Source organism: Methylobacterium sp. J-043 (assembly GCF_022829505.1).
Taxonomy (GTDB): domain Bacteria; phylum Pseudomonadota; class Alphaproteobacteria; order Rhizobiales; family Beijerinckiaceae; genus Methylobacterium; species Methylobacterium extorquens_A.
The window spans coordinates 159,185-175,772 of the sequence record NZ_JAKSYB010000042.1; the positions used below are offsets into that span (position 1 = coordinate 159,185).

Annotated in this window: 18 protein-coding genes; 8 read left to right on the forward strand and 10 right to left on the reverse strand. The window is 69.1% G+C overall.

The genetic code is table 11. The features are described 5' to 3' along the window. Positions 1–59: 59 nt before the first annotated feature. Positions 60–1,178 (reverse strand): NADH:flavin oxidoreductase/NADH oxidase, encoded by a 1,119-nt coding sequence (locus tag MKK50_RS09815; RefSeq protein ID WP_499021920.1) that lies wholly within the window; start codon positions 1,176–1,178, stop codon positions 60–62. Positions 1,179–1,347: 169 nt separating this feature from the next. On the opposite strand from MKK50_RS09815, the gene MKK50_RS09820 reads away from it, so the two are divergent. The 5 genes from MKK50_RS09820 (at position 1,348) to MKK50_RS09840 (ending at position 5,093) form a co-directional block, all read left to right on the forward strand. Then, positions 1,348–2,337 carry a glutathione S-transferase family protein gene (locus MKK50_RS09820; protein ID WP_499021921.1) on the forward strand — a complete coding sequence of 330 codons (990 nt, stop codon included), beginning with the start codon at positions 1,348–1,350 and terminating at the stop codon, positions 2,335–2,337. 72 nt (positions 2,338–2,409) lie between these two features. Then, positions 2,410–2,934 carry a hypothetical protein gene (locus MKK50_RS09825; RefSeq protein WP_499021923.1) on the forward strand — a complete coding sequence of 175 codons (525 nt, stop codon included), beginning with the start codon at positions 2,410–2,412 and terminating at the stop codon, positions 2,932–2,934. Positions 2,935–3,167: 233 nt separating this feature from the next. Beyond that, a complete protein-coding gene (locus MKK50_RS09830; RefSeq protein ID WP_499021925.1) occupies positions 3,168–4,076 on the forward strand; it encodes a tetratricopeptide repeat protein in 909 nt (302 codons plus the stop codon). 85 nt (positions 4,077–4,161) lie between these two features. Beyond that, positions 4,162–4,830 (forward strand): LON peptidase substrate-binding domain-containing protein, encoded by a 669-nt coding sequence (locus tag MKK50_RS09835; RefSeq protein WP_253372652.1) that lies wholly within the window; start codon positions 4,162–4,164, stop codon positions 4,828–4,830. 56 nt (positions 4,831–4,886) lie between these two features. Next, the gene (locus MKK50_RS09840) at positions 4,887–5,093 is read left to right on the forward strand and encodes a Trm112 family protein (protein WP_253372650.1); all 207 of its coding nucleotides are present in this window, start codon (positions 4,887–4,889) and stop codon (positions 5,091–5,093) included. Between the two features lie 98 nt (positions 5,094–5,191). Here MKK50_RS09840 and MKK50_RS09845 read toward each other — a convergent pair whose 3' ends face one another. From MKK50_RS09845 to MKK50_RS09870, 6 genes are all read right to left on the reverse strand, one after another. After that, positions 5,192–6,154 (reverse strand): Tim44 domain-containing protein, encoded by a 963-nt coding sequence (locus tag MKK50_RS09845; protein ID WP_499021926.1) that lies wholly within the window; start codon positions 6,152–6,154, stop codon positions 5,192–5,194. 201 nt (positions 6,155–6,355) lie between these two features. Beyond that, positions 6,356–7,471, reverse strand: coding sequence for an ATP-binding protein (locus MKK50_RS09850; protein WP_499021928.1), 1,116 nt, complete (start codon positions 7,469–7,471; stop codon positions 6,356–6,358). Between the two features lie 127 nt (positions 7,472–7,598). Continuing rightward, positions 7,599–8,303, reverse strand: coding sequence for a transglutaminase-like cysteine peptidase (locus tag MKK50_RS09855; RefSeq protein WP_499021930.1), 705 nt, complete (start codon positions 8,301–8,303; stop codon positions 7,599–7,601). A 206-nt stretch (positions 8,304–8,509) separates the two neighbouring features. Then, positions 8,510–9,169 carry a transglutaminase-like cysteine peptidase gene (locus MKK50_RS09860; RefSeq protein ID WP_499021931.1) on the reverse strand — a complete coding sequence of 220 codons (660 nt, stop codon included), beginning with the start codon at positions 9,167–9,169 and terminating at the stop codon, positions 8,510–8,512. A gap of 481 nt (positions 9,170–9,650) precedes the next feature. Further along, positions 9,651–10,274 (reverse strand): PilZ domain-containing protein, encoded by a 624-nt coding sequence (locus MKK50_RS09865; protein ID WP_253372641.1) that lies wholly within the window; start codon positions 10,272–10,274, stop codon positions 9,651–9,653. 184 nt (positions 10,275–10,458) lie between these two features. Continuing rightward, positions 10,459–11,079 (reverse strand): PAS domain-containing protein, encoded by a 621-nt coding sequence (locus tag MKK50_RS09870; RefSeq protein ID WP_499021932.1) that lies wholly within the window; start codon positions 11,077–11,079, stop codon positions 10,459–10,461. Between the two features lie 241 nt (positions 11,080–11,320). On the opposite strand from MKK50_RS09870, the gene MKK50_RS09875 reads away from it, so the two are divergent. The 3 genes from MKK50_RS09875 (at position 11,321) to MKK50_RS09885 (ending at position 14,036) form a co-directional block, all read left to right on the forward strand. Next, positions 11,321–12,145 (forward strand): rhomboid family intramembrane serine protease, encoded by an 825-nt coding sequence (locus MKK50_RS09875; protein ID WP_499021933.1) that lies wholly within the window; start codon positions 11,321–11,323, stop codon positions 12,143–12,145. Positions 12,146–12,386: 241 nt separating this feature from the next. Beyond that, a complete protein-coding gene (locus MKK50_RS09880) occupies positions 12,387–13,274 on the forward strand; it encodes a transporter (RefSeq protein WP_253372634.1) in 888 nt (295 codons plus the stop codon). A 330-nt stretch (positions 13,275–13,604) separates the two neighbouring features. After that, complete coding sequence (locus MKK50_RS09885) at positions 13,605–14,036, forward strand: CBS domain-containing protein (RefSeq protein WP_253372632.1); 432 nt, start codon at positions 13,605–13,607, stop codon at positions 14,034–14,036. 40 nt (positions 14,037–14,076) lie between these two features. On the opposite strand, the gene MKK50_RS09890 is transcribed toward MKK50_RS09885, so the two are convergent. The 3 genes from MKK50_RS09890 to folE are packed head-to-tail and all read right to left on the reverse strand — an operon-like array spanning position 14,077 to position 16,320. Then, the gene (locus MKK50_RS09890; protein WP_499021936.1) at positions 14,077–15,132 is read right to left on the reverse strand and encodes a patatin-like phospholipase family protein; all 1,056 of its coding nucleotides are present in this window, start codon (positions 15,130–15,132) and stop codon (positions 14,077–14,079) included. Beyond that, positions 15,129–15,551, reverse strand: coding sequence for a phosphoribosyl-AMP cyclohydrolase (gene hisI / locus MKK50_RS09895; RefSeq protein WP_499021937.1), 423 nt, complete (start codon positions 15,549–15,551; stop codon positions 15,129–15,131). The genes MKK50_RS09890 and hisI overlap by 4 nt, the downstream gene beginning before the upstream one ends. A gap of 19 nt (positions 15,552–15,570) precedes the next feature. Next, complete coding sequence (gene folE / locus MKK50_RS09900; protein WP_499022094.1) at positions 15,571–16,320, reverse strand: GTP cyclohydrolase I FolE; 750 nt, start codon at positions 16,318–16,320, stop codon at positions 15,571–15,573. Positions 16,321–16,588: the final 268 nt, after the last annotated feature.

The following is a 16,588-nucleotide window of genomic DNA, read 5'->3' on the forward strand; positions in this document are numbered from 1 at the left end:
TTGCGCTGCGCACCTCAGGATGAGGTTCGAGGGTGGGAGTCAGTTGCGGGCGGGAGGCGCTATCGCTGCCCGAAGGCCGTGCTCTTGAACAGATCCTTGAACTGGTGCGGCTGGCTGCGCCAGTACTGCTTCGGTGCCCGTACCTGCGCGCCGAGTTCGGCCGCAGCGTGCCAGGGCCAGCGGGGATCGTAGAGCATGGCGCGGGCGAGCGAGACCGCATCGGCCTTGCCCTCCGCCAGGATGCCTTCCGCTTGGCGCGGCTCGGTGATGAGGCCGACGGCGATGGTGGTGAGCCCGGTCTCCGCCTTGATCCGCTCGGCGAAGGGCACCTGATAGCCCGGCCCCACGGGGATCTTCTGCGCCGTCGAGAGGCCGCCGGTGGAGACGTGGATGGCGGCCGCACCCCGGCGCTTGAGGGCGCGGGCGAGTTCCACCGTCTCGTCGAGGGTCCAGCCCGCCTCGACCCAGTCGGTCGCCGAGACGCGCATCCAGACCGGCTTGCCCGCGGGCACGACTTCGCGCACCGCCTCGAAGCATTCGAGGGGAAACCGCATCCGGTTCTCCAGGCTGCCGCCGTACTGGTCGTCCCGGCGGTTGGAGAGCGGCGAGAGGAACTGGTGCAGCAGGTAGCCGTGGGCGCCGTGCAGCTCGACGGCGTCGATGCCGAGGCGCAGGGCGCGCTTGGCCGTCGCGACGAAACCGTCGCGCACCCGCTTCAACCCGTCCGCGTCGAGGGCGTGCGGCGGCACCTCGCCCTCCGCGTGGGGCACCGCCGAGGGCGCCTCGGTCCGCCAGCCGTCGGGGGCGTCCGGGGCGATCTGGGCGCCGCCCTCCCAGGGCGCGCGGCTCGACGCCTTGCGGCCGGCATGGTTGATCTGGATCGCCACCGGGATGGGAGCGTAGCCGCGCACCGCGTCGAGCACGCGGGCGAGCGCCCGCTCGGTGGCGTCGTCGTAGAGGCCGAGATCACCCGGCGAGATTCGCGCCTCGGGCGAGACCGCCGTCGCCTCCAGGGTGAGGAGCCCGGCACCCGACTGCGCGAGCTGGCCGAGATGTATCAGGTGCCAATCGGTCGCCGCGCCGGCCAGCGCCGAGTACTGGCACATCGGCGCGATGATGATGCGGTTCTCAAGCTCCAAGTCGTCCAGGCGCAGGGGCTCGAACAGGCGGGCGGACATCGGCAGGCTCCGGTCGCGGTGGCGGCGATTGGCAGCCTATCTGGGATAAGCTGCCCACGGCCGCCAGCCCGGAACCGCGCAAGGGGCACCCGAGATCCTCGCCGCGGGCTTCCCCCGGCGGCGAACTCCTCCATCTCATTCGGTGCGAAAAACGGAAGGACCGTTCGGGATGGGATTGCTGGTCGAGGGGACGTGGCACGACAAGGGCTACGACACCGCCAAGTCCGGCGGGCGCTTCGAGCGCTCGGCCGCCGCCTTCCGCAACTGGGTGACGCCCGACGGCACCCCCGGTCCTTCGGGGGAGGGCGGGTTCGTCGGCGAGACGGAGCGCTACCATCTCATCGTCGCGCTCGCCTGCCCCTGGGCCCACCGCACGCTGATCGTCCGCCGACTGAAGGGGCTGGAGGCCATCACCGTCTCCGTGGTCTCGCCGTACATGCGCGAGGAGGGCTGGGTCTTCCAGGCCGAGGAGGAGGGCGGGGTGCCGGGCTCGACCGCCGATCCGCTGTTCGGGGCCAAGCGGCTCTACGAGATCTACGTGCGGGCGAAATCCGATTATTCCGGCCGCGTCACCGTGCCGGTGCTGTGGGACAAAGAGCGCGAGACCATCGTCTCGAACGAATCGGCCGAGATCATCCGCATGCTGAACGGCGCCTTCGGCGCAGGCGGGCCGGACCTCTACCCGGAGGCTCTTCGGGCGGAGATCGATGCGATCAACGAGCGCGTCTACGACCGGGTCAACAACGGCGTCTACAAGGCGGGCTTCGCCACCAAGCAGGACGCCTACGAGGACGCCTTCACCGCCCTGTTCGCGGAACTCGATGCGCTCGAAGGCCGGCTCGGCCGGCAGCGCTACCTCTGCGGATCGGTGCTCACCGAGGCCGATATCCGCCTGTTCACCACGCTGGTGCGGTTCGATGCGGTCTATGTCGGGCACTTCAAGTGCAACCGGCGCCGGATCGCCGATTACCCCAACCTCTCGAACTATCTGCGCGACCTCTACGCCCTGCCGGGCGTGGCGGAGACGGTGAACCTCGATCAGATCAAGCGCCACTATTACGGCAGCCATCCCGGTATCAACCCGACCGGGATCGTGCCGCTCGGCCCCGAACTCGATTTCACTGCGCCCAACGATCGCGCCCTGCGCTTCGGCGGTTGAACCGGGACGCCCCGCAGGAAATATCCCCGGCGACAACCGGCAGCGAATGCCGACCAGGAGGAACACCACGCCATGACGATCCGCTCGCGCGCCCCGCTTCTCGCCCTACTGGGTCTGGTCGCCGCCGGCCCGGCCTCGGCTCAGCAGGCCGAGGTGAAGATGACCGGCCAGTGCGAGCGGCTGGTGATCGGCGGCCTCGACATCACCCAGAACTGCAAGGAACAGCTCGTCAACACGGTCGCGCGCGGGCGCACCACCTTCGATTTCGCCGCCTGGGACGGCCAGTCCCTCAGCTTCAGCGGTGCGGGCACCCAGCACGAGCAGACCGAGGAGACCGAGCAGCTCCAGCCGATCAGCCTCGTCGTGCCGGGCATGAGAAACAGCGAGGGCATCGCCCGCAGCCCGGCCCCCGCGGTCGGCGCCTGCAAGTTCTCGAAGCCGGAGCCCAGCAAGACCCGGATCGCCTGCGAGGCGACCTCGCAGGGCAAGACCTATGCGGGTGTGTTCGTCACCGAGACCAAGGCCGGCGCCGAACCAGGCAAGGAGGGGACGAAGGATCTCCCGAAGGACGGTTCGGCCAATCCGCCGAAGCCTTGAGCCCGGTATGGCCTGATGCTCGTGCCGGCCGTGCGCTGACCGGCTACGAGACGTCGGCTTCGTGATGTCACGCGCTCGTTCGCCGAACCGGCCCTAGTCCGGCGCAAGAGCGCTTTGGTGATTGCGAAAACGTCTGGTCAGCCGCGCCGCCAAGCCCCATGTAACGCGAAGATGCGCCGCACGAACCCGCGCTGCCCGCATCCACGTGCGTTTTGTGAATCTCCGAGGGCTCCATGCTCGAAGCCAACGCCGCCGCCGGCGCCCCCGTCGACGGCCTCATCAAAGACACCACCACGGCGGGGTTCCGGCAGGATGTCATCGCCGAGTCGATGAACCAGCCGGTGATCGTCGATTTCTGGGCGCCCTGGTGCGGCCCGTGCAAGCAGCTCACACCGGTCCTCGAGAAGGTGGTGCGGGCGTCGGGCGGGCGGGTGAAGCTCGCCAAGCTCAACATCGACGAGCATCCCGGCGTCTGGCAGCAGATCGGCCAGCAGCTCGGCCTGCAATCGATCCCCGCCGTGATCGCGATCGACCGCGGCCGTCCGGTGGATGCCTTCATGGGCGCCGTGCCGGAATCCGAGGTGCGCGCTTTCGTCGATCGGCTCGCCGGCCCCTCCGAGATCGATCAGGTGCTGGAGGAGGCCGCCGCGGTCGCCTCCGCCGGCGATCTCGCTGCCGCCTCCGAACTCTACGCTGCGGTCCTGCGCGAGGAGCCGGAGAACCTGAAGGCCATCGCCGGCCTCGCCAAGACCCAGCTCGAACTCGGTGAGGCCGAGAACGCCAAGCAGGTTCTCGCCATGGTGCCCGCGGACAAGTCCGACGACCCGCTGCTGGCGGGCGTACGCGCCGCCCTCGAACTCGCCGACCAGGCCGGAAGCCTGGGCGACCTCGCCGCGCTGCAGAAGCGCATCGAGGCCGACGGAAGCGACTTCCAGGCCCGGTTCGATCTCGCGCTCGGCCTCAACGCGGCGGGCAAGCGCGAGGAGGCGGTCGATCAGCTCGTGGCCATCGCCCGCGCCGACCGGAGCTGGAACGAGGATGCGGCGCGCAAGCAACTGCTCCAGTTCTTCGAGGCCTGGGGCCTGATGGACCCGGCCGCGATCCGGGGACGCCGCCAGCTCTCGACGCTGCTGTTCTCGTGAGCCACACTCTCCGCGAGAACGCCGGGGCGACCGAAGCGGCCGGATGCGGCGCCCCCCGTCCGCTCCCACAGCAGGAAAGCCGCGCATGAGCCCGCAGCCGAGCTGCAAGTCGCCGGCGGATTGCCCCGCCGTCATCCCGATTTTCCCGCTGCCGGGGGCGCTGCTCCTGCCGCGGGGACAGATGCCGCTCAACATCTTCGAGCCGCGCTATCTCGCCATGGTGGACGACGCGCTGCGCTCCGACCGGATCATCGGCATGATCCAGCCGGACGCGGACGGGGCCGGCTCGCCGCTCAGCCCCCGGCTCTACCGGGTCGGCTGCGCCGGGCGGATCAGCCAGTTCGCCGAGACCGGCGACGGCCGCTATCTGGTCTCGCTCACCGGCGTCAGCCGCTTCCGGGTCGAGAGCGAATTGTCCGTCACCACCGCCTATCGCCGCTGCCAAGTCTCCTACGACGCCTTCGCCCAGGATTTCGAGGCGCGGGCGGGCGAGGAGGCGGTCGATCGCGAGAGCGTGCTCCAGACCCTGCGCAACTTCGTCGATGCCAACGAGCTTCAGGTCGATTGGGCCGGAATCGACGAGGCGTCGAACGAGGCTCTGGTCAACGCGCTCTGCATGATGAGTCCGTTCGGCGTCCGCGAGAAGCAGGCGATGCTCGAAGCGTCCGACCTGAAGACGCGGGCCGAGGTCCTTGTCGCCGTCACCGAAATGGAGCTGGTGCGCGCCAGCGGCTCCGAGCCGACGCTGCAGTAATTCAAGGGCTTCCGATCGCTGGCGGTCGGGGAGCCCGCCCACAGGACGCAAACATCATGGCCGATACGCCTGCCCCCACCGTCGAAGCGACCCGGGTCGATCCCCGGCTGCTCGAACTCCTGGTTTGTCCGCTGACCAAGGAGGCGCTGGAATACGACGCCGCTCGCGAGGAGCTGATTAGCCGCTCCGCCAAGCTTGCCTACCCGATCCGCGACGGAATCCCGATCATGCTGCCGGAAGAGGCCCGTTCCCTGACGGATTGATCGGTCGGCGACGCGCCTTTGATGCAGTCAGAGAGCGAACATGAAAAAGGGCGCCCGGCTTTCGCCGGGCGCCCTTTTCGTTGGACGATTAAGGACGGTTAGCGTCCCTGCTGGATCGCCGAGAGCAGCCACGGGCCGCCGGGCTCGCGCACGAAGGTCCAGAACTCCTTGGCCTCCTGCGGGCCGTTCTCGACATGGCGGTTGGAGGCCCGCTCGAACACCTCGTCACGCAGCGAGAAGCGCATGGCGACGGTGGCGAACTCCATCGGGCCCTCACGCCACGCCTCGGACAGGTCGCCCTGGAGAAGTTTCACGTCCGAGATCCGGTTGACCACGCCGCGGGCGGCGTTGGCGCGCAGGTCTTCCTCGAAGTAGTTCACCATTTCCGGGGTCGCGACACGGCGCAGGGCGGCCACGTCCTCGCGGCCATAGGCGCCCTGGATCTCCTGAAGCGAGCGCTCGAAGGCCTGGAAGTCGTCCGGCTGGACCTGAACCGGCTGGACGGGCTGCGGACGGGCATTGCCGCCCAGACCGCCACCCATCGGATTCACGCCGGGATTCATGCCACCCTGCGGCGGCAGGCCGGAGCGGGCATGGGGCGCGTTGCCGGCCATGGCGGGCTGGCCCTCCTGACGACGGCGGAAAAAGCGCACCGCCAGCATCACGAGGAAGGCGATCAGACCGATCTGGAAGATCAGGCCGATGAACGAGCCGATGCCGCCGAGGCCGCCGGAGAAGCCGGCACCCAGCAGGGCACCGAGAAGTCCGGCGCCGAGCATGCCGCCGAGAAAGCCGCCGCCGAAGCGCCGGCCCTGGCTCTGGCCTGCCATGCCGTGATTGTTGAAGCCGGGGCTCGGGCTCGTCTGCGAGCGCTGGATCGGTCCCATCGCGCCCGGCGAGGTCGCGGTGGAGGGCGGCGCGCTGAAGGTCTTCGAGCCACGCGAGCCCATGCCGCCACCGCCGCCCGGCCGCGCATCGACGGCGGGCGCCGCAAGGGCGAGCGAAGCCGCAAGCGCAAGGAGGGTCACGACGCGCCGACGGCGCGCGGGGGAGGATGCCATGGGTCAAAACCTCGTGGTGAGCGTGAAAGGGAACAATCGCCCTTTCAAGATGGTGGCGTCCGAGCGGGATTTTTAGTCCCGATCCAGGGGTGAGTTTCGAACGGTTAAGAGTGTCTCACGAACCGCCACGCTGCGGCCCGTACCCATGTTGGGGTGTGGTGCGGCGGACGGCGTCAAGCCGCGCCCTTGCGGGGGCGGGCGTCACCGGGCAGCCGGGAAAACCAGCCGTACGGTCGCGCCCTCGCCGGGCCGGCTCTCGATGGAGATCGTGCCGTTCTGGCGCTTCATCAGCCCGTGCACGATGGCGAGCCCCGCGCCGCGTCCGGATTCACGGGTGGTGGCGAAGGGCGCGAGCGCCCGCGACAGCATCTCCGGCGATAGGCCGTGCCCGGTATCCGAGACCGTGAGGCCGACGGCCCCGGCCTCCGGCCGCTGGAGCGAGCGGTCGCCCGGCTCGATGGCGAACAGCGCGACGCGGATGCGGCCCTGACCGGCCATCGCCTCGCAGGCATTCGCGAGGATGTGGCCCAGTGCCAGTTCGAGCTGGATCGGGTTGCACAGGGCCGGCGGTAGATCCTCCGGGATCGACAGGTCGAGCCGGATCCCGGCCGGCAGGGTCGGGCGTAGCCGGTCGAGACCGAACCGCACCGCCGTGGCGAGATCGACCGGGCGCAGGTCGGGCGCGATCCGCCGGGAATGGGCAAGGAGCTGGCGGGTGAGCACGGCGGCCCGCTCGGACGCCTCGGTGGAGCGGGTGATGGCTCTCTGAATGAAGGGTTCGGGCCGGTCGCCGAGGCGCCGCTTGAGCCCGTCGATGTAGCCGATCAGGATCTGCAGGAAGTTGTTGAACTCGTGTGCGACGCTGTTGGTGAGGAGGCCGAGCGCTTCCCGCTGCCGCGACAGGGCCAGCGCATCCTCGGCATCCCGCCGCCGCGTCACGTCCACGATCTGGCCGAGGACGCGGGGGACGCCCTCGCCGGGTAGGGCCGTGAGGTGGATCTCACCCCAGAACGAGGCGCCGCCGCTGCGGCCGAACAGCAGCTCGGCGCTGCCGGCCTCGCCGCGGGTCAGCGCCGCGCGCAAGGGCGTCCAGCCGGCATGATCGCTTTGGCGGCAGGCGAGCGCTTCGATCCCGCTGCCGACCAAGGCGGTCTCGTCGAAGCCGGTCAGCGCCAGCAGGGCGGGGTTGACGCCCGTGATCGTCGGCCCGGCCTCCAATACTTCCAGAATGAGCGCGGGCAACGGGAGCAGGGCGAGGAACCCCGTCCCGGCTCCCCCTTCCGGGGTGAGTGATGCAGCGGCGCCGGACAACATCATGGGGCGCCGCCGATAGGGGAGAGGGCGTTTGTGAAAGGCGACGAGGCTCGGCGGGCGAGGGGACGTCTCATGGATGGTCCGGAGCGCGGCAGCAGCATGGCCGTCAACGCTCGAAAGTCGATCCGGATCAGCGGTTGGCGGTGGTGACGGGCGAAGTGCCGTTCTCGAGGCCGACCCAGGCCTTGCCGTCCTGTCCCTCGCGCTTGATGAAGCTGTAGCCGGTGCGCTGCCAGGGCAGCACCGCGTTGGTCTTGTTGTCGAGGATGAGGTCGCCCCGGTCGGTGCGCACCATCAACACCGCGTGGCCCTCACCGATCTCGTCGATCACCACCGTCATGCGCAGGGCCCGGCGCGGCAGGCGCCGCTCCACCAGCATCCGGCGCTTAAGGAGCTGGATGTCCTCGCAATCGCCGAAGCCGTCATCGGGAAAATCCCAGCGATCGACGACACCCCAATGGGCCATATCGGTGATCGGCTTGATGCGGGCGTTGACCCGGCGGTTCACCGTCGTGAGCGTGTGCCAGAGCGCGGGCGTCAGGGCGACGAGTGCCGGCTCCGAGGTATCGACGGCGCATTCGGACGGGTATCGGGCGCAGAAATCGTTCCAGGCCGCCACGGGCCGGGCCGGCGCGCCGGCATCGGCGGCGGTGCCCGCTTCGGGCAGGCCGGCGACGGTGCGGGCTTGGCTCGGCTGGACCGGTGCCGCGGCGCCGCCGAGCAGCAGGGTGGCGCCGACGAGGGACAGATGGGCCGCCCGGCGGAGGCGCTGCCTCACGTTCCCGCGGGGGAACGCCGATCCGTCGCCGACGCTCCGAAGCACCGCGTACCGCATGGCCGACCGTCCTGCCGCCCCTGTTTCCCGGCAAAGCTTGCACGGGCCGGCGCCCGGCTCAATACGAAAGTGACGGAAGGGTGAAGGCGGATGGCCGCTTATCCGTGCCATGGCGAGACAACCCCGATCAGGCTGGCAATCCGGTCACACTTGCCCGCCCGATCGGCTTCAGCCGTGCGGGAGCGAGCAGCGAACCGGCCCGCGGATCACCGGTTCGCCGTGGTGACGGGCGAGCTGGCCCCACCGAGCGAAACCCATGCCAGGGTGTCCTGCCCCTCGCGTTTGATGAAGACGTAGCCGGTCTCGTGCCAGGGCATCACGGCATTGGTCTTGTTGTCGAGGATGTAGTCGCCGCGGTCGGTGACGAGGGTGAGCACGGCATGGCCCTCGCCCTTCTCGTCGATCACGACCGTCATCCGCATCGCCCGGCGCGGCAGGCCGGCCTCGGCGAGCATCCGGCGCTTGAGGAGCTGGAAGTCCTCGCAATCGCCCGCACCGTCCTCGGCGAGGTCCCAGCGGTCGGGGCGGCCCCAATGCTCCTGATCGGTGATGGGCTCGATCGTCCGGTTCACGCGCCGGTTGACCGAGACGATGCTCGACCAGACGGCCGGGGTCAGGGTGATCCGGGTGGGCTCGGCCCGGTCGAAGGCGCATTCAGCCGGATAGGACTGGCAGAACTCGGTCCAGGCCAGGATCGGCTTGGCCGCGGCACCGGGGGTGAGGCCGGCGCTCGCTGCGGGCAGGGCCGCCATCTGCGAGGCCGTCTGCGCCTCGGCGCTGCCGATGAAGCCGACGCAGAGGGTCAGCAGCGCCAGCATCCCCATCTGGAGACCCGACTTGAGATGACCCGTCCCGGTGGTGCGCATCGTGGCGTTTCCTTCGAACGAGGCCAGGATGTCGCCGCACCTCCTCCGCCGCGCTGAAGCCGATCCGCGCAATTTTATCGATTCGCCCCGGCGACGATCCGCTTCTGCGTGAGGGCGAATTGCGGCTCACGGATCTGCGGCAAATGCGGGGGATCGCGTTAGGGACCGGGAAACCCTGAGGCGCCGCCGGTCGGCCCCATGGGATCGCGGGCGCACCGGCCGCCGTATTCCATAGTTGCGCGACGAGGGGCTGGTTATTTCGCCGGCTCCACCGCTTTGCTGCGGACGGGGCGGCGTGTCCGGGGAAGATCCGGGAGATGGCGGCTTGAAAAGGCGGGAGCGGGCGGGCGATCGGCCACTAGCCCTCTGGGCCGGCGATCTTCAGGCCTCGGACCACGCGCGGCGGAGCGCTCCGTTCAGGAGCCAGCCTGTGCGATGAGGTGTCGATCCGGCAAGGGCTCCGATGCGGCGCCCCTTCACGTCAGAGCGTGATGCCCTCGTGGAAGCGGTCGGGTGAGATCGGCAGCATGAACTGCGCGCCGATTCCACCTTCGAAGTAGCGCACCACCCGACCGGGCGTGGAGCCGACCAGGAGGTGCGTGCCGATCGGCGGCGACGAGGCGGTCGCGAGCGCCACGCCCGACATCGAGATGTCGATGATCCGGGCGGCGATGAACCGGCCGCTTTCCAGGCGCAGCGTGACGCCGGGCTGGTTCGGCACGAGGCGCTCGTTGGTCCGGCCCTCCGGCAGGCCGAGGCTCTCGCGGTTGGCGAGCCACATGAGCTGGGACGCGATCTTGTCGCGCTTGCGCGGCGTCGCGTTGATCCGCATGGCGAAGCCCCGCGGCGGGTGGCGGACGATGACCCCTTCGAGCCGGCCGATCTGTTCGAGATACAGCACCACGCGCTCGTTGAGCGCGCCGATCACGGCGCAGGTCAGGCGGACGCCGCCGGGGGACATGTCCACCGTCTGGCACGGATATTCCCGCCGGTCCGCCAGCATGTAGCGACCGAGCAGAGTCGCGCGCACCCGCTGGTGCCGGCGCTGCTCGGCGGCGTAATCGGACAGGGTGGGGGCCATCCCGGATCGGGAAAGCTCAGTCATGTCAGCTCGGCGGTCTCGATGTCCCTGCCGAATCACTAGCCGCGTTGCGGTTACAAAAGACTTGCAGGCATATCGAACATGAATCGCAAGCCGTCACGAAAGTGAGATCCGGCGGTGAAAGCGGTCCGTATCAAGCACCGCCCATCTCCTTCGTCCGCTGGGGATGGCGCCCCGACGCAGGCGGTCAGGCGTTGCCGCGCCCGCCTTCGTGGACCAGCAGGTGGCCGAACCGGACGGGGCGGGCATCGTTGGCGGGCTCGGGCAGGGCGTCGACGAAGGTTTGCATCGCCGCGGGCTCCGGCGCGGCCGTCTCGAGCACCCGCAGGGACACGGCTTCGAGCCGCAGGATCGGGCGGCTGCCGAGCCAGGTCGGGATGCAATGGGGGCTGAGGGAGCCGAGAATGCGCGCCTGGGTCTTGCCGCGGTGGCGCAGGGGCAGGAGCAGGAGTTCGAGATCGAGGATCTCGTCCCGCGCGGTGACGCCGGTGATCCCCGCCACCACGCCCACCGTATCGCCGGTGACGGTCTCGACGAGTTGCCAGGGATCGGAGAAGGCCGGCTGCCGATCGCCCCACAGATCGACGAAGGAAGTGCCCCGCAATTCGCGGCCGAACAGGGCGCACAGGCGGGTGCCGGCCAGGCGCACCGCACTCGACCGCCGCGCCGGATCGGTTTCCAGAATGAAGCTGTCGGCGAGCAGGTTGCGGATCTCGCCGGGCTCGATCTCACCGCGCTCGGGCGCGGACCGTTCTCCGCGCAGCCGGTCCCAGTAGGTGTGAAGCTGACGGCTGGTCGGATGCTTCATGATGTTCCGCATCGGTACGGCCCGGTTCGAAACGGGCTCGGTTCTCGGTCGGCACGGGACAGAACGCGTCTCCGTGCGCCGTTCGTGGTCCCTCTCCGCACACCCTATGCCGTCCCGTCCCGGCACGCTCGCGCAACTCATCCTTAACCTTAACAGGCCATTTACGAATTCGGCGGCAATTGACCGACCCTGTGCTCGATTGGACCTTGCGGCGTCCCGCCTGCCCCCGACATGGTGCCGAATGGATGCTTCTCCCGACCTGCCGCACCAGGGCCGCGTACCCGTCTTCAACCTGCCGAGGGTCGTCACGGTCTCGATCGCGGTTCTGGCCGTGATCCACATCGTCCGCAGCGTCCTGCCGGATGAACTCGACCTGTCGGTGCTCCTCAACCTCGCCTTCATTCCTGCCCGCTGGACCGCCGCGTTCGATCCCGCATCCGCGGCCGAGATCGTCCGGGCGGCAGGGGAGGGGGCGGCCCGGCCCGACATCGCCACGGCGCGGCAGGAATTCGCCCGCTATCTCGTCGCCGAGCCGTCGGCGATGCCCTGGACCGGCGCGACCTACGCCCTGCTGCACGGCTCGTGGGTGCACCTGATCTTCAACGCGGTGTGGCTCGCCGTCTTCGGCACCCCGATTGCGCGTCGCTACGGGGTCCTGCGCTACGGCCTGCTGGCGCTCGCAGGCGTCGTGGTCGGCGCGCTCGTCCACCTCTTCGTCGATCCCTACAGCCTGATGCCGCTGGTCGGCGCCTCGGCCGGCATCTCGGCCCTCATGGCGGCGGCGGCCCGCTTCGTGTTCCAGCCTCCGCCGCCCTTCGTGGCCGGGGCGCCCTGGCAATTGCCGCCGCGGCCGAGGCTGCAGACGATCCCCGAATTGCTGCGCAACCGCCCGGCGGTGCTGTTCCTCGGGGTCTGGTTCGTCACCAACCTGCTGTTCGGAGTCCTGGCCTTGCCACTCGGGGGCAGCGAGGGGCCGATTGCCTGGGACGCGCATCTCGGCGGCTTCGCCGCCGGCTTCTTTCTTCTGCCGCTGATGGAGCGCGGCGGCAGGTCACAACGGGGTTAATCATCCGTTACGAAAGCGCTCCCGGGGCCTTCATTCCGAGATGATAGCCTGGATATAGACGAATTTTTTCAGACACTTCCAAGGTTTGCCAAAACGGCCTGTGACTTTGGCGCCACATCGATTTCTTTTGAAATGGAGGTGGCAATAAAACGGCCGCCTCGTCCGTCGATTATCTGAACGAAAGCGGATTAAAACCAAACCAGCAAATGATCGCTTTGTTCCTGATGGAGAGTGGACCCCGGTGAAACAACGAGCAGCCGTCATCGCCCGCCTCGGGCTCGCCCTATCCGCCGCTGCGTGGGGCCTCGGTGGCACAGCCGCCCAAGCCGCCTCCGCCGCGCAGCCCGGCCAGACCGTCGGTGTGCCGTTCGGTGCGCCGTTCCCGAAGGGCTTCTACGCCGTGAACCTGTCGAGCTTCGGCGTGCGCGAGACTTCGCCGCTCGATTCCGAGAGCAACGTCAACCTGCCGACCCTGCTGTGGGCGACGCCCTTCTCCGTTCTCGGCGGGCAGGTGCAGTTCGTCTTCGTCGCGCCCATCGCCGCCTCCAGCGTGCGCGGCGCGCCCTACAACAGCGGCTGGGGTCAGCCCCTGCTCGCGGGCCAGCTCGCCTGGGATCTCGGTGGCGGCGTCGGCGTCAGCTACCTTCTCGGCGGCTACCTCCCCTGGGACACCCGCTTCCTCACCCAGTCCCCTTCGCTGAGCCACCGCTTCGCGCTCACCTACGCCGCCAACGACTGGGCCATCACAGGCAACCTGCTCTACGGCCACATCCTCGAGCCGCGCTCGCCCAATGGCGTGCTCTATCCCGATTACCTCAACCTCGACGTCACCCTGACCAAGAAGTTCGGCAAGTGGCAGGTCGGCCCCGTGGCCTTCGGCTCGGTCGATCTCACGACCAACGTCGTCGGCTACCGGCAGCAGGGCCAGATCGCGGTGGGCGGCCTCGTCGGCTACAATTTCGGCTTCATGAACGTGCAGGGCTACGTCACCCGCGATGTGGCCGAGCGCAATTACGGCGGCAAGGAAACCCGCGGCTGGCTGCGCATCATCGTCCCGTTCCTGCAGAACAAGGGTGAGGCCGAGCCGAACCGCACCCTGATCACCCGCCGTCAGGCCGAGGGGCGCTGAGAGAGGTCTCACGCGCCGACCGCGTCACGATACGAAGCCGGCCCCGATGGCGCTCCGCCGTCCGGGTCGGCTTTTTCATTGCACGCTATCCGTGATCGAGGTGCCGGTGCCGTGCAAGGCCGCGCATCACGCAAGAACGCATCGGGCCCTCACGGCGGCAGTGAACTTTTCTTCCGATTTTTCTCTTTCATGAACAATAGCGCCTCGTCCGGCGCTTGCCAGCGCGGCCGAGGCGCCACACACTTGCCACGGAAAGAGCCGGGGCCAACCCGGTCGTATCCGCTCCCGCACCGCGGGCTGACGGTGCGGTCACCCTTGGGAGGAGACTTCATGACCGTTGCGCGTATCCTGGCAGAGAAAGGCGGCTCGGTGGTCACGGTGCCGCCGCATCGCACCATCGACGAGGCGATCCACCTGCTGGCCGAGAAGCAGATCGGTGCCCTCGTGGTCGGCGATGCCGAGGGCCGCGTGATCGGCATCCTGTCCGAGCGCGACGTGATGCGGGCGCTGGCTAGCGAAGGCGCCTCGGCCCTCGACCGCCCGATCTCGCATCACATGACCGCGAAGGTCGTCACCTGCACCCGGCGCGCCAGCATCGAGGACGTGATGGAGACGATGACGGAAGGCCGCTTCCGCCACCTGCCGGTGGTGGAGGAGGGGCGTCTGGTCGGTGTCGTCTCGATCGGTGACGTGGTGAAGCGGCGTATCGCGACCGTCGAAGCCGAGCATCGTGCAATGCGCGACTACATCACGATGGCCTGACCTCGGGCTGGAATTCGAGCTCGTATCACTCGCGGCGGCCTTAACCGCGCGCCGCCGCGCCCTCGATCATGCGCCGGATCTCGGGCAGGGCCGTCCGCACCGCCTGACGGCCGAGGGCGATTCCGTCGGCCGCCCGGTGGAACTCGAACTGTCCGAACTCGGCAAGAAGCGGCCGGATCGCCACGTCCGGCGGTTCGCTCGCGAGCCGTGCCCGTGAGATCCGATCTTGTGTGATGTTGAACGCGTCGAGCATGACCCGCGCGACGCCGGGGCTCGGCGGGACGGCGGATGGTGCTGGCGCCGGTCTGCGGCGGCCCATGAGGCGGCGGCTCGCGCCGCTCAGTAGCCCCCAGCGGCCCCGGCGGCGCATGGTGGCCTCCAGCGTCTGCTCGATCGCACGCTCGACCGGCTCGTCGGGAGGGTCGAACACGGGATCGTCCCGCTCGGGACGGATCACCGTCGCGGGTGCGCGCGTCTCGCCCGCGAGATTCACGCAGATGACGAGGTCGGCGCCGAGCTCGCGGGCCAAGCGGACGGGCACCGGATTCACCAGCGTCCCGTCCATCAGCAGGCGCCCTTCGAGCGCGACCGGCGGGAAGATGCCGGGGATGGCGTAGGAAGCCCGCACCGCCTCGACCAGGGGCCCCCGGGACAACCACACCTCGTGGCCGGTGCCGAGTTCGGTCGCCACGCTGGCGAAGGCAAGACGCAGATCCTCAATGCGGAAACCGTCGAGTTCGCGAGCGAGACGGCGGCGCAGGCGCTCGCCCGCGATCAGGCCGGATCCGGTGATGCGCGGGTCGAGCAGGCCGACCACCCGGCGGCGGGTGAGCGAGAGTGCGAACGCCTTGAGGGCGCCGATGCGGCCCGCGGCGTAGGCCCCGCCGACCACGGCACCGATGGAGCAGCCCGCAACCACCTCCGGGAAGATCCCGGCTTCCTCCAACCCCTCGATCACGCCGATATGCGACCAGCCGCGGGCGGAGCCGCCGCCGAGCGCCAGACCGATGCGGGGGGAGCGGAAGCGCGGCGCCACCGGTTCCACGGCCCCTTCCGGAAAATGGGGCACAGTGGAACGGGACGCCTCGAACATCATCGATCCGGGTCGGCAGGGACGAGGGTAGGGGTGCCGGTGGCAGGATCGCGCTCGACCGCGCGGTAGAAGCAGGAGCGGCGGCCGGTATGGCAGCAGCCGCCGTCGCCGGCGACGTCCACCCGGATCAGAATCGCATCCTGATCGCAATCGACCCGCATCTCCACGACCCGCTGGATCTGCCCGGAGGTCGCGCCCTTGTGCCAGAGTTCGCCGCGCGAGCGCGACCAGTACCACGCCTCGCCGGTCTCCAGGGTGCGGGCGAGGGCCTCGGCGTTCATGTGTGCGAGCATCAGCACGCGCCCGTCCCCCGCATCGACGGCGATGCAGGCCACGAGGCCGTCGGGGCCGAAGCGCGGCGTGAGCCCCGCGCCTTCCTCGATCTCGGCGCGGGTGCCGGGGGAAGCGAATCGGTCGGTCATGATCGCAGGCTGATACGTCTCAGCCCTTCGGGTTCCGGACGAAAGTCAGGAAGCGGACCTGCTCGGACGGATCGTTCTTGTAGATGCCACGGAACTGCGTGGTGATAGTGGAGACGCCGGCCTTCTGCACGCCGCGCATCGCCATGCAGAGATGCTCGGCCTCGATCATCACCGCGCAGCCGCGCGGCTGAAGGATGCTCTCGATCGTGTCCGCGATCTGCGCCGTCATGGTCTCCTGCGTCTGCAGGCGACGGGCGAAGGCATCGACCACGCGGGCGAGCTTGGAGAGGCCGACCACGCCCTTGGTGGGGTAGTAGGCGATGTGGGCGAGCCCCATGAACGGCACCATGTGGTGCTCGCAGTGGGAATAGAACGGGATGTCGCGCACCAGCACGGCGTCGGAGTAGCCCTCGACCTCCTCGAAAACCCGCTCCAAGAGTGCATCCGCGTCGGCGCGGTAGCCGCCGAAGATCTGCTCATAGGCCTTCACCACCCGGGCGGGGGTGTCAATCAGCCCCTCGCGGGTCGGGTCGTCGCCGGCCCAACGCAGGAGCGTGCGCACGGCGGCCTCCGCCTCCTGCCGGCTCGGGCGGCCGAGCGCCACCTCGTTCGGCACCCGCTGGGCCGATTCGGGCAGGGGCGCGATGTCGGGGGCGATGTCGGGACGGCCCGGATCGTTGGCGCCGCGCATTCCTTGTAGGCCGACCGAACTCATGCGTCGCTCGTCGTCGCTCATGCCGTAGGACAGGGATTTGAGAGCGGCATCCATGGCATCTCCGGCCTTCGCCACACGCGCCTTCAAGGTGGTGCTGTCGGGCTTGGCGTACATCGTCGATCCGTCCCGGCGTCTTAAAAGCTCAAGTGCCGACGCCCTCGAACGATCCGAATCCTGGGCCAGGGCGTGACCGGGGTCGACGGTACCATTCTCGCGGAATGGCGGTGTCGCGCCTATATCGTCGCAATCGCGCCGTCGCGCAATGCATGGCATGCGTATCTGGCGCAACGAATCCTGCGACCTCACTCGAACAGGCGCCGCG